Annotated in this window: 10 protein-coding genes; 1 reads left to right on the top strand and 9 read right to left on the bottom strand. The window is 73.5% G+C overall.

Going from position 1 to position 12,192, the window contains the following annotated elements; genetic code table 11:
• Nucleotides 1-58: 58 nt before the first annotated feature.
• Nucleotides 59-1,096, bottom strand: a complete 1,038-nt coding sequence (locus DMA15_RS11105; protein WP_030793578.1) for a rod shape-determining protein — start codon at nt 1,094-1,096, stop codon at nt 59-61.
• Nucleotides 1,097-1,603: 507 nt separating this feature from the next.
• On the opposite strand from DMA15_RS11105, the gene DMA15_RS11100 reads away from it, so the two are divergent.
• On the top strand, nt 1,604-5,257 hold the full coding sequence (locus tag DMA15_RS11100; RefSeq protein WP_125512610.1) for a S8 family serine peptidase: 3,654 nt from the start codon (nt 1,604-1,606) through the stop codon (nt 5,255-5,257).
• A 79-nt stretch (nt 5,258-5,336) separates the two neighbouring features.
• Here the strand turns inward: DMA15_RS11100 and DMA15_RS11095 are convergent, their stop codons facing one another.
• The 8 genes from DMA15_RS11095 to DMA15_RS11060 all read right to left on the bottom strand — a co-directional run bounded on the left by DMA15_RS11095 (nt 5,337) and on the right by DMA15_RS11060 (nt 12,189).
• A complete protein-coding gene (locus DMA15_RS11095; RefSeq protein WP_125512609.1) occupies nt 5,337-6,830 on the bottom strand; it encodes an acyl-CoA synthetase in 1,494 nt (497 codons plus the stop codon).
• Nucleotides 6,831-6,924: 94 nt separating this feature from the next.
• Nucleotides 6,925-8,016: a putative sulfate exporter family transporter gene (locus DMA15_RS11090; RefSeq protein ID WP_125512608.1), complete on the bottom strand. Its 1,092-nt coding sequence runs from the start codon at nt 8,014-8,016 to the stop codon at nt 6,925-6,927.
• The gene (locus DMA15_RS11085; RefSeq protein ID WP_125512607.1) at nt 8,016-8,585 is read right to left on the bottom strand and encodes a cysteine dioxygenase family protein; all 570 of its coding nucleotides are present in this window, start codon (nt 8,583-8,585) and stop codon (nt 8,016-8,018) included. The genes DMA15_RS11090 and DMA15_RS11085 overlap by 1 nt, the downstream gene beginning before the upstream one ends.
• A gap of 93 nt (nt 8,586-8,678) precedes the next feature.
• Nucleotides 8,679-9,584: a LysR family transcriptional regulator gene (locus tag DMA15_RS11080; RefSeq protein ID WP_125512606.1), complete on the bottom strand. Its 906-nt coding sequence runs from the start codon at nt 9,582-9,584 to the stop codon at nt 8,679-8,681.
• Nucleotides 9,585-9,653: 69 nt separating this feature from the next.
• Nucleotides 9,654-10,250 (bottom strand): hypothetical protein, encoded by a 597-nt coding sequence (locus DMA15_RS11075; protein WP_240659746.1) that lies wholly within the window; start codon nt 10,248-10,250, stop codon nt 9,654-9,656.
• Nucleotides 10,240-11,043 carry an FkbM family methyltransferase gene (locus DMA15_RS11070; RefSeq protein WP_125512604.1) on the bottom strand — a complete coding sequence of 268 codons (804 nt, stop codon included), beginning with the start codon at nt 11,041-11,043 and terminating at the stop codon, nt 10,240-10,242. The genes DMA15_RS11075 and DMA15_RS11070 overlap by 11 nt, the downstream gene beginning before the upstream one ends.
• Before the next feature lie 13 nt (nt 11,044-11,056).
• Complete coding sequence (locus DMA15_RS11065; RefSeq protein WP_125512603.1) at nt 11,057-11,284, bottom strand: Trm112 family protein; 228 nt, start codon at nt 11,282-11,284, stop codon at nt 11,057-11,059.
• Nucleotides 11,281-12,189 carry a hypothetical protein gene (locus DMA15_RS11060; RefSeq protein WP_125517605.1) on the bottom strand — a complete coding sequence of 303 codons (909 nt, stop codon included), beginning with the start codon at nt 12,187-12,189 and terminating at the stop codon, nt 11,281-11,283. The genes DMA15_RS11065 and DMA15_RS11060 overlap by 4 nt, the downstream gene beginning before the upstream one ends.
• Nucleotides 12,190-12,192 lie beyond the last annotated feature (3 nt).

The following is a 12,192-nucleotide window of genomic DNA, read 5'->3' as shown; positions in this document are numbered from 1 at the left end:
CACTCCGTGTCGCGGTGTCAGGCTCCGGCTCCGGCTCCGGCTCTGGCTCCGGCCCCGGTCAGCCGGACAGCGGGTCCAGGACCAGCGGCTGGATCTTGCCCTCCAGCATCGCACCGAGTCCCAGTACGGCGCACACATCAGGCCTTTCCGCGATTTGTACGGGCATACCCGTCGCGTCCCGCAGCATCTGGTCGAGCCCCGGCAGCCGCGCGCTGCCGCCCACCATCATGATTCCGCGGTCCGCCAGGTCCGCGACCAGGTCCGGCGGGCAGTCCCGCAGCACCTTGCCGATGCCGTCGAGCACGGCGGTCAGTGGGGTGTGGATCGCGTCGCGGACCGCGGCGGTGTCCACGTGGACCGAACGGGCCAGGCCCGTCGCGACGTCCCTGCCGTGGATCTCCGTGGACTCCGGGCCGTGCGGGGTGAGGCCGTTGCCGCTCAGGGCGAGCTGGAGGGGACGTACGGACTGCGAGGGCAGCATCAGTTCGTGCTGGTGGCGAAGGTGCTGCACGATCGCGTGGTCGATCGCCTCACCGCCCACGGGAATGCGTTCGGCCGTCACGATCGAGCCCATGGACAGGACCGCCACCTGTGTCGTGGCGGCGCCGCAGACCAGGATCATCGTCGCCTCGGGGCGCTCCACGGGCAGGCCGCAGCCGACGGCCGCCGCGATGAGGGTGTCGACCAGTTCGACTCGGCGGGCGCCGAGCCCGACCATCGTCTCCACGGCCGCGCGCTGGGCGAGGGGGTCCGCGTCGTGCGGGGTGCATGCCGCGGCGCGCAGCCTCGGCTTGCGGCGCAGGGTGCGGCGGAGCTTCTCACCGAGCAGGTGGCGCAGCATCCGCTGGGCCATCTCGATGTCGACGACGGTGCCGCCGGAGACGGGGCGGACGACGCGGATGTAGCCGGGCGTGCGGCCCGTCATCTGCTCGGCGAACTGGCCTACCGCGATGAGGGCGCCGGTTCTCGTGTTCACCGCGGCGGCGCTTGGCTCGTCGACGACGAGGCCCGCGCCCTTGACGAAGACCCGGGTTCTCGCGGCTCCGAGGTCGACGGCGATGTGGCAACGGCGTAGCTGCTCCAGACTGACGGTCATGGCAGGTCCTCCCGAGAGCGCAGACCGGTGGGGACCGTCGGTCGGCGGTCCTTTCTCGCATCGTGGGGTCGGGGGCGGGGGGTGCGCCTGCTGGGGTGGGCCGGGTGGGGTGCGGCTGGATGGGTGGTTTTCGGGGGCCCGGGGGAGGGGGCTCGCTGCGGGTGCGTCGTGGCTCGGTGCGCAGGTCCTGGGAGGGGCCGGTCGTGTGGTCCCTGCGGGTGGGGCGTGGCTGGTCGCGCCGTTCCCCGCGCCCCTGGGAGGGCCGGTCGTGTGGTCTCTGCGGGTAGGGCGTGGCTGGTCGCGCAGTTCCTCGCGCCCCTTACGGGGCGCTTCAGCTTGGCGCAGTTCCCCCGCGCCCCTTACGGGGCGCCGTCGCTCGGCGTGTGGATTCTGCGGTGGCGGATTTCCGCCACCTCCCGGCAACTCCCTTGTCGCACAAGGAGCCTGACACTCTTTCGCAGCGCTCGCGCATCAGCCCCGCACGGCGTCCACGAAGAGAGGCTGCCCATGGACAGGAGAGCCCCCGCGCGGCGAAGAGCCGGGCTTGTCGGTGTCGGCACCCTTGTGTTCGCCCTGCTTCCAGGCGGGCCCGGCGCCACCGCCCCCTACGGAGAGCCCGCGGCCGCCGCCCCCGTCGCCCATACCGTCACCCTGATCACCGGCGACCAGGTCACCGTCACCCGCCTCCCCGGCGGTCGCCGGACCGTCGCCGTCGCACGGGCCCCCGGCGCCGACGGTGCCGTGCGGAGTCAGCTGGCGGGCGGGCGCCTCAGCGTCGTGCCGGACGAGGCGCGGCCGTACCTCCGCTCCGGCGTGCTCGACCCGCGGCTCTTCGACGTCACCGGGCTGATCCGGCAGGGGGCCGCCGACCACGCCGGGGCGCCGCTTCCGCTCATCGTCACGTATGAGGAGGGCGGAGGGAGGCGGGCCCGTTCCTTGCCGCGCGGGGTCGTGAAGGTGCGGTCGTTGCCGAGTGTCGCGGGCCTCGCCGTGAGCGCCGCGAAGCCCGACGCCCTGTGGCGGGCCATACGCGACGAGGCGTCCGGCATCGACAAGGTCTGGCTCGACGGCCGCGTCCGGGCCGACATGGCGCGGAGCAACGAACAGATGGGCACGCCCCACGCATGGGCGGCCGGGCTCACCGGGAAGGGCGTGAAGGTCGCCGTCCTCGACACCGGGGTCGACGGCGACCACCCGGACCTCGCGGGGCGCGTCGCGGAGAGCAGGAGTTTCATCCCGGGTGAGGAGGTCGCCGACCGGAACGGGCACGGCACCCACGTCGCCTCCACCGTCGGCGGCAGCGGCGCCGCCTCCGAGGGGCGGAAGGAGAGGGGCGTCGCGCCCGGCGCCTCCCTCGCCGTCGGCAAGGTGCTCGGCGACGACGGCTTCGGGAGCGAGTCCGAGGTCATCGCGGGCATGGAGTGGGCCGCCAAGGAGGCCGACGCCGAGGTCGTGTCCATGAGCCTCGGTTCGCAGGAGCCGAGCGACGGCACCGACCCCATGGCCACCGCCGTGAACACGCTCTCCGAGGAGACCGGCGCCCTCTTCGTCGTCGCGGCCGGGAACGCCGGCACCCCCTCCTCCATCGGCTCGCCCGGCGCCGCCGACTCCGCGCTGACCGTTGGCGCGGTCGACTCCCACGACCGGGCCGCGCCCTTCACCAGCCGGGGCCCGCGCACCGGCGACCACGCGCTCAAGCCCGATCTGTCGGCGCCCGGCGTCGACATCCTCGCGGCCCGCTCCGGGCTCACCGGCGGCGAGGGCTTCTACACCGAGATGAGCGGTACGTCGATGGCGGCACCGCACGTCGCGGGCGTGGCCGCCCTCCTCGCCGAAAAGCACCCCGACTGGACCGGCGCCCGGCTCAAGAACGCGCTCATGTCCACGTCCCGGCAACTCGACGCCAGCACGTATGAGTTGGGCGCCGGGCGGGTCAGCGTGCCCGACGCGGTCGGTGCGGACATCACCGCGAGCGGCAGCGTCGATCTCGGTTTCCACGGTTGGCCGTACGAGGGCAATGAGCCGGCCCGTAGGACCGTCACCTATGCCAACTCGTCCGGCGCCGGAGTCGAGTTGAGCCTCCGTGTACGAGGCGGGGGCGACGGGGCCGTCGGGCTCGGCGACACCACCCTCACCGTCCCCGCGCACGGCACCGCCTCGACCACCGTCACCGGCGACGGCACGAAGGCGCCCGTCGGGAACACCAGCGGCGCCATCGTCGCGAGCGCCGGAGGGAAGGAGGTCGCGCACACCGCGTTCGGCCTGGTCAAGGAGGCGGAGCGGTACACGCTCACCGTGCACGTCAAGGACCGTGACGGCGCCGCAGCCCCGGCGGACCTCGTGGTGCAGCGGCTCGCCGAGGGGGCCGATCCGTTCCCGGCCGCCGTCGGCGACTCCGGCGCCCTGAAGCTGCGGCTGCCGCCGGGAACGTACGCCCTGACGTCCTTCCTCGACGTGCGCGGCGCCCACGGCGAGGACTCGCTCGGCCTCGGGTTCCTCGCCGAACCGCAGATCAGTCTCGACCGCGACCGTGAAGTCACTTTGGACGGGCGGGAGTTGCGTGAGACCCGGGCCGAGGTCCAGCGGCGCACCGCCACCCGGCAGCTGCTGATGGAGTACGACAGGAAGGGTGGCGGCGCCGAGCTTCAGGGGGCCGTGCAGGTGCCCGTGAAGTACGACAGCGTCTTCGCCGCCCCGACCTCCGAGGTCACCGAGGGCAGCTTCGAGTACCGCACGGTCTGGCGGCTCGGCAAGCCCCTCGTGGACGTCAAGGGCCTGCGCGAGGCCGTCGCCCAGCCCGGCGGGACCATCGCCGAGGGGCGGAGGAAGTGGGCGCTGGTGGACGCGGGCGACGGCACCCCGGCCGCGTACGCGGGCAAGGACGTGCGGGGCAAGGCCGCCGTCGTACGCCGCACGGACGCGGTCACCCCGGAGCGGCTGGGGCAGGCGGCGCAGGACGCCGGAGTGAGCGCCCTGTTCGTGACGGACGACCGGGCGGGCCGCCTCCACGCCTGGTTCGGCGGCGACGACAACGCGGATCGGCCGCTCCAGATCGCCACCGTCGACGCCGCCGACGGCGCCCGGCTCATCGCGACGGCCGAGGCGGGCGAGAGGATCGAGAGTACGGGCACGGTCAACACCCCTTACGTCTACGACCTCTCCGAGGGACACGAGGGAGCCGTCCCGCACGACCTCACCTACCGGCCGGGGAAGCGCGAACTGGCCGTCCTGGACACCAAGTTCCACGCGGTGAGGCCCGCCCGGGGCGATGAGTTCCGCTACTCGATCACCGACGCCTTCCCGATCGGCTTCGGCTTCCAGGAGAAGGTCGACTACCCGGCGACGCGGACGGAGTACGTCTCCACGGGTGCGGGCCTGCTCTGGCACGAGTCCGTGTCCACCGGGCCCGGCGCCCTGGAGCAGCGCGGCGGCCTCGTCTCCTACAAGGGGGGTGAGCGGACGGGCCTGAACTGGTTCAAGCCGGTCCTGCGCCCCTGGCTCGGCACCGGCCTCGGCTGGGGCCAGACGCGGCGCGGGGACACGCTGGAGTTCAACGTGCCCGGCTGGGGCGACTCGGGGCCCGACCACACCGGCTTAGGCGATGTGTGGAGCGAGGAGACGATGACGCAGGTCAGCGAGGTCTTCGTGGAGGGTGTCAGCGTCGACCGGCGGGAGGGCGCCGGTGTGTACGTGCGGGGCGCGGATCCCGCCGAGCGCACGTACAAGGTCGTCACCGACACGACGCTCGATCCGGCGCGGTGGAAGCTCGCCACGAAGGGGCACGCCGAGTGGACCTTCCGGTCGAAGGAGACCCCGGCGGACCGGAAGACCCCGCTGCCGCTGCTCAACCTCGGCTTCGACGTCGACACGTCTCTCGCGGGGGAGGTGCGCGGTGGGCGGACCGTGCCGGTCGGGATCTTCGCCGAGTATGTAAAAGGGGCGGGAGGGGGCGCCTTGGGCGGGGGTGAGTTGTCCGTTTCGTATGATGAGGGGGAGTCGTGGCGGCGCGTCGCCTTGGGGCGCGGCGGTGAGAAGGCTTACTGGGGCGGGGAGTTGAAGGTGCCGGCCGGGGCCGGGTCCGTCTCGTTCCGGGCCTCGGTGAGCGATGACCGGGGCGGGTCGGTGTCCCAGGAGATCATTCGGGCGGTGGGAGTGAGATAGCCCTCCTCAGGGGGCGGCCGGAGGGGCGGTGTCAGCCCCTCCGGCGTTCGAGGAGCGGGGCGGCCCCCCCCCCCCCGCGTCAGCCACGCCCCGGCAGCGCCCGCTTCATGATCTTCCCCATGTCATTGCGGGGCAGCGCGTCCAGGTACCGCACGGCCCGGGGCCGCTTGTGCGGGGCCAGCCGGTCCGCCACGTGGGACGCCAACTCCTCGGCAGGCGGCGGGGAGTGAGGGTCCGTGGGGACGATCCACGCCACGATCCGCTCCCCGAGGTCGGGGTCCGGCTCCCCGGTGACCGCGGCCTCCCGCACCCCCGCGTGCTCCAGGAGCGCGTTCTCGATCTCGCCCGCGCCGATCTTGTAGCCGCCGCTCTTGATGAGGTCGGTGGCCTTGCGGCCGACGATCCGTACGTAGCCGTCGGGGTCCCGCAGCGCCATGTCGCCGGTGCGGAACCAGCCACCCGGCGCGAAGGCCTCGGCGGTCGCGTCGGGGCGGTTCAGATACTCGGTGAAGAGATTCGGGCCGCGCACCTGGATCTCGCCGACCGCCTCGGGGTCGTCCGCAGGGACCGGCTCGCCCGCCTCGTCGACCAGGCGCAGGTCGACGCCGGGCAGCGGCACGCCGACCGTTCCCGCGCGCGGGTCGCCGTCCGCGCGGACGCTGGTGTTCATCAGGGTCTCCGTCATGCCGTACCGCTCGATGACGCGGCGGCCCGTCGCGGCCGCGATGCGCTCGTGGTCGTGCACCGGCAGCGCGGCCGAACCGGACACCAGGAGCCGCGCCCCGGCCAGCGCCTTCGCCAACTCCGGCTCGTCCGGCAGGGCTTCGGCAATCCTGTGGTACATCGTCGGCACCCCGAAGAGCATGGTCGCCCCGGAGCCCAGCTCGCGTGCCACGCCCTCGGTGCTGAACCGGCCGAGGTGGCGCACCGAGCCGCCGCGCCGCAGCGGGCCCAGCACGCCGAGGATCAGGCCGTGCACGTGGAAGAGCGGCAGGCCGTGCACGAGCACGTCGTCGGCGGTCCACCGCCAGGCGTCCGCGAGGGCGTCCAGCGTGGTGGCGATCGCACGGCGCGGCAGGACGGCGCCCTTGGGCGGACCGGTGGTGCCCGAGGTGTAGACGATCAGGGCTGGAGCCTCGGGAGCCTCGGGGGCTTCGGGGGCTTCGGGGGTTTCGGGGGCGCCCGGGTCCGTGAGTGCTGCGCCGACGTCCGTAGTTACGTCGATACGGGGCAAGTCCGCCAGCGCCGAAGGAAGCTCCGCACCCGGCTCGGCCAGGATCAGCGAAGGCGCGCTGTCCGCCACGATGTGCGCAAGCTCGCCGCTGCCCGACTTCGGGTTGAGCGGCACCGCCGGGACCCCGGCGAGCAGCGCGGCGACCACGCCCACGGCCGTCTCCAGGGAGGGCGTGGCCCAGACGGCGACGCGGTCCGCGCCGCCCAGACGGCCCGCCAGCGCCCGCGCGACGGTGGCCAGCTCGTCGTGGCTCAGCGCGCGCTCGCCGAAGCGCAGCGCTTCCCCGGCGGCGGAGTTCCGCGCGTGCGGGGCGGCCAGGGTCGGGAAGAGGGGATCCACGTCTCGTACTCCTCGGAGTCTGCTCGGCCTGGGGTGCGGGGCATGTGCAGTCTCACACAGGGCGACCCCGCCCTTCCTGGCGGTGGACGGCCGCTCAGTACGTCAGGACCACGCCTACGTACGAGATCCCCGCGATCACACCCCACGACGCCAGGCCCAGCGCCGCGACCCGGCCGCCCGTGCGGGTCAGGGACGGCAGGTCGACCGCGCTGCCGAGGCCGAACAGGGCGGCGGCGAGCAGGAGTTCCTGTGCCGTCTGCGCGGCGTCGATCGCGCCGCCCGGCAGCCAGCCGGTGGTGCGCAGGGCGACCATGGCGAGGAAGCCGACGACGAAGAGCGGCACGAGAGGCGGGCGCTTGGCGCTCCCGGCCCCCTCGGCGGTCCCGGCCCGCCCGGCGGCGCCGGACCTCGACCGTGCCCGCACCGAAAGGGCGACGGCCGCGACGAGCGGCGCGAGCAGCGCGACCCGCATCAGCTTGACCAGGACCGCGTCGCCGAGCGCCCCGGAGCCGGCCGTCTGCGCGGTCGCCACGACCTGCCCCACGTCGTGCACGCTCGCCCCGACCCAGCGCCCGAACTCCGCGTCGGTGAGCCCCAACGGGTGCTGGAGCAGCGGCAGTACGGCGATCGCGAGCGTCCCGCACAGCGTCACGAGGGCCACCGAGGTGGCCGTGTCCCGCTCGTCGCTCTCGGAGACCTCGCTGACCGCGCCGATCGCGGACGCGCCGCAGATCGAGTAGCCGGTGGCGATGAGGAGCGGCTGGTCGCCGCGCAGGCCCATGCGGCGGCCCAGCCACCAGGTGCCGAAGAAGGTGACGGCGACCACGCCGAGCACCATCACCACCGACGCCCAGCCGAGCCCGAGCACGTCCTCCAGGCCCAGCTTCAGGCCGAGCAGCACGACGCCGACCCGCATCAGCCGCTTCGCCGCGAACGTCAGGCCCGCCTTGCCGGGGCCGCGTACGAAGTGGTGGGCGGCGCCCGGCACATGGGCCGCCGCGATGCCGAGGACCACGGCGGCGGTGAGCATCGGGACGCCGGGCACGAGGTGGTGCACGCCCCAGGCCACGCCGACGCCGGCCGTGGCGAGGGCGAGCCCGGGAAGCTTGCCGGGGGGACGCGTGACGGGAGAGGCGGAAGCGGGGGCCGTGAGCCGGGACTTGGGGCGCTCCCCGAGGAGTGCCATCAGCGGTCGGCCGGGAGTGCGTACACCCGGCGGACGCTGCTGCCCAGGCGGGCTATGTCGGCGCCGTAGACGTGGATCGATATCGCGCGCGTGCCGCAGGCGTTCCACACCCGGTGGATGTCGCCGGGCGGCGCGAAGCCGCAGACCGCGCCCTGGGGGTTGACGACGTCGTCGGTGGCGATCAGGCGGGCCGTGCCGCCGGGCTCGGTGGCGGGCACCAGGCGGTAGCGGCGCTCGTGCTCCTCGCCCTCGTGGACGCCGGTGACGCACCAGGAGACGTGGTCGTGGACGGAGGTGTGCTGTCCCGGCAGCCAGACCAGGGCCACGATCGAGAAGCTGCCGTCCTGCTCGGCGTGGAGGACGTGCTGGCGGTAGCGCTCGGGGTCGCCCTCGCACTGCTCGGCGGTGAGCAGATCGGCGGCGCCGAGGTGGGGCGCGAGCCGCTCGCCGACCAGGTAGGCGGTCAGGTCGGGGGGCAGGCCGCGCCCGACCGCCTCGCGCACGTCGGCGACGAGGGTGTCGAGGCGTGCGGTGGTCCGGGCGGGCCGGTACGTGGTCGGCGTGGTCATACGGGCAGCGTCGCGCCGCTCGATCCATCACGTCCAACGACAGTTCTTTCGCTCCCCTGAAAACTCTGCTTATGGATCGAGGGGGTGGCGGTCTCAGCAGCCGACGCGGTTGGCGGCCACGGTCTTCAGCACGTCCAGGACGAGGGCGGTGGCCGGGATGCGCAGATGGTCCTTGAGCACGTACGCGGAGACCTTGCGGCGCGAGGCGGGGTCCAGGGCGCGGCCGGTCACCTTGCGGTGGCAGAGGAAGTTCAGGACGAGCCCCGGCATCATCGCGATGCCGAGCCCTTCGGCGACCAGGCTCTGCACGACGAGATTGTCGTCGGTGGTGAAGGCGATGTCGGGAGCGAAGCCCAACTCGGCGCACTCGTGCAGGAAGTTGGCGCGGCAGCGGGGGCAGCCGGCTATCCACCGCTCCTCCGCCAGCTCGGCGAGCTTGACCGAACGCCGCCGCGCCATGGGGTGGCCCGTGGGGAGCAGCACGGTCAGCTGGTCCTCCATGAGGGGGATCTCCGCCAGCTCCTCCGGCACCTCTTCGTGCAGGCCGGGGTAGGTGAAGGCGAGCGTGATGTCGCACTCGCCGCGCACCACGCGCCGCAGCGACTCCGGCGGCTCGTCCTCAAGGAGTTCGACGCGCACCCCCGGATGCCCCGAGGCGAGCCGCGCCAGGGCCTCGGGGATGAGGGTGGCGTTGGCGCTCGGAAAGGCACAGACCCGCACCCGCCCCGACCGCAGCCGCGTGATCGCGTTCATCTGCTGCTGGGCGGCGGAGATGTCGTCCAGGATGATCCCGGCGTGCCGCGACAGCGCCTCCCCGGCCTCCGTCAGCCGCATCCGCCGCCCGACCCGAGTGAACAGCGGAGTCCCGACGGACCGCTCAAGGGCCTTCATCTGCTGGGTGATCGCGGGCTGCGTGTACCCGAGCGACCGAGCGGCCGCCGAGTACGACCCGGCCCGGACCACTTCGTGGAACGTCTTGATGTGCCGTGAATCGAACACCGCTGAATCATAAGCAGATGTTGGAAGGGTCGAACATGGGTGGGGGTGGCGCTTGTGGCCGCCACGGCTCTACCGGCTGACCGGTGCGGTATCCACCCGCTGCAACAACCCCCACGTGAACTCCGCGACACAGCGCCGCCGCTCGCCCCCCGCGTCCGGTGCCTCGAACGTCAGGCGCCAGCGGGTCGGGGCCGTGCCCTCCATGGGCCTCGCCGGGGCGAAGGCGCGGGCCGCCTCGTCGACCGTGCAGGACCAGGGGGTCAGGTCGTCGAGGGTGCGGAGGCCGGGGCCCGGCGAACCCGGGGCGCGCACCAGCCACTCGTTCCATACGGCCCCGTTCGGCGCGCGCAGCACCTCGAAGCGCAGGTCGGGCCAGAGGGGCAGCGGCCAGAGCAGCGCCTCGCACTCCAGGTCGCCGATCGTGCGGCGGGTGGTCGACTCGGGGGCGCCGAGGACGGAGCGGTAGCGCGCCGCGGCGCCCCGGGAGCGCGCGCCGCGGGTCATCGCCTGCCACCGCCGGTTGGCCTCCCGCATCTGCGCGAGGGAGGCGCCCAGCGCACGGCGGGCGTCCTCCACCAGGTCGGCGTTGTGGTCGGCCATGCGGCGCAGCAGGACCAGCTGGAAGTCGAGCGGGGTGAAGGGCGCGGAGGCGGAACTAGCGGGCATGTGCTCCATCGTCGCGCACCGTTCGCGGTCCCGGGCGGCGGCCTTCCGGAAGGAACAGCACCGAGTTGACGTAGCGGGGGTGCCGGGGCGTCAGCACCCGGCGCAGCAGGCCCTGCGTCACCACGTACGACGTGTCGCGCTGGTGCGCCTCCAGATCGAAGGAGGCCAGCGGCAGCCAGGTGTCGTGTGGCAGCACCCAGCCCCGGTAGCCGTGGTGGCGGGTGAGGAGGTCCACGATCGGGGCGATCGGCTGGATACGGGACTCCAGCTCGATGAAGATCGCCGGATGGTCGCGGGTGATCAGCTCGTGCGCGCCGCGCAGCACCGGCAGCTCGTTGCCGTCCACGTCGATCTTGACGAAGTGGACGTCCCGCAGACCGAGCCCGTCCAGCGTCATGCACGGCACGTCGACGGCGGTGGCGTGGATGTCCCGGCGGATCAGGGACGACACGCCCCGCTCGCCGTTGTCCCCGTGCGGCAGCCAGAGCCGGGCCGTGCCGGGCCGGTCCGTGGCCGCGGCCTGGATGACGCGGACGTTGCCGGGAGTGCTGGCGTCGAGCAGCCGGGCAAGGCGCGGCACCGGCTCGACGGTCACCACGCGGCGCGCGCGGGAGGCGAGGCGGCGCGACCAGGGCCCGTACCAGCCGCCGACGTCCACGGCGGTGCCGCAGTCCGGCGGGCAGAGGTCGGCGAGCCGGGCCAGCTCCGGCTCGAAGCGCGGGTAGACCAGCCGGGCCAGGGAGGCGATCAGGCGGTCGGGGACGTAGGGCGCGAGGCGCGCGGCGAGCGTCATCGGCGGCCCCCCGTCACGGGGATATTCGCTTGAGGAGCTGCTCGTGCTCGTCCTCCGGGACCTGCTCGCCGGAGGAGGGCAGCAACTGCGGGATGCCGTCGATGACGGGGTAGCGGCGGCGCAGGCGCGGGTTGTAGAGCGCCTCCTCCGGTACGAGGGGTTCCGCGGGGGCAAGGAGATGCAGCGGGCCCTTGTCCAGCGGGCAGGCGAGGATCTTCAGCAACGGGTCGTCGGGGTTCATCCGCTCGTCAACTCCTTGGGGGGTGGGGTGGATTGGGGTGGGGGGCCGTCGTGCTTCGGCATGGCGAGCAGGACGGACACGGCGAGCACGGTGCCCGCGATGCGCAGCGCGAGGCGCACCGGCTCGTCCGGCAGCGCCTCGCCGAACGCCAGCGTCCCGAGCACCGCGGTGAACAGGGCCGTCACCGTCGTACAGACCGGGACGATCAGCGACGCGCGGCAGCGCTGGAGCGCCGCCTGCGACATGATCAGCCCGAACGCGCCGGTGAACAGGAGCAGATACGGGTACGGCGAGCGCAGCAGGTCCACAAGGGCGCCGCCGATGCCCTGGGTCGTCAGATGGCTGGAGACGCCCTTGATGGCCAGCGAACTCACGCCGTACAGCAGGCCCACCGCCACGCCGTACTCGACGCCCGCCGACGGCATGCGGTGCCGGTGCTTGGCCCGGCGCTCGGCGGCGCCGTACAGCCACAGGCCCGCGGCGAGCGAGGGCAGGCAGACGGTGAGGACCAGCGGCACGGGCGCGCCGCGGCTCACCGTGTCGTTCTCCTCGTTCAGCGAGAGGACGACCATGAGCAGCGCCAGGAGGATCGCGGCGACCGCGTACCGCTCCCGCCCCGAGGTCCGCTCGCCGAGCAGGACCGAGGACAGCAGCAGCAGAAGGACGAGGCCCGAGACGAAGATGCCCTGCGCGGCCGCGATCGGCAGCGTCCGGTACACCGCGAGCTGGGCGCCGAACCCCGCCGCCAGGGCGAGCGAGCCGCCGATCCACAGCGGGCTGCCGAGCACCTGCCTCAGCAGCCGCGCCGGATTGCGGACGCTGACCGACGGCATGGCGGTCAGCGCCCGCTTCTCCAGGACGAACCCGGTGCTGTAGAGCACGTTCGCGAGCAGCGCGGCGGCCACACC

The sequence above is a fragment of the Streptomyces sp. WAC 01529 genome, from assembly GCF_003945545.1.
GTDB lineage: Bacteria > Actinomycetota > Actinomycetes > Streptomycetales > Streptomycetaceae > Streptomyces > Streptomyces anatolicus.
The sequence above is the reverse complement of the archived record's forward strand: the minus strand, read 5'-3'. Positions and strand labels throughout refer to the sequence as shown.

Coding starts and splice junctions, on each gene's coding strand:
- DMA15_RS11075 (WP_240659746.1), bottom strand. CDS start 10,250: ATGCCCGCTAGTTCCGCCTCCGCGCCCTTCACCCCGCTCGACTTCCAG.
- DMA15_RS11100 (WP_125512610.1), top strand. CDS start 1,604: ATGGACAGGAGAGCCCCCGCGCGGCGAAGAGCCGGGCTTGTCGGTGTC.
- DMA15_RS11065 (WP_125512603.1), bottom strand. CDS start 11,284: ATGAACCCCGACGACCCGTTGCTGAAGATCCTCGCCTGCCCGCTGGAC.
- DMA15_RS11090 (WP_125512608.1), bottom strand. CDS start 8,016: ATGGCACTCCTCGGGGAGCGCCCCAAGTCCCGGCTCACGGCCCCCGCT.
- DMA15_RS11070 (WP_125512604.1), bottom strand. CDS start 11,043: ATGACGCTCGCCGCGCGCCTCGCGCCCTACGTCCCCGACCGCCTGATC.
- DMA15_RS11105 (WP_030793578.1), bottom strand. CDS start 1,096: ATGACCGTCAGTCTGGAGCAGCTACGCCGTTGCCACATCGCCGTCGAC.
- DMA15_RS11085 (WP_125512607.1), bottom strand. CDS start 8,585: ATGACCACGCCGACCACGTACCGGCCCGCCCGGACCACCGCACGCCTC.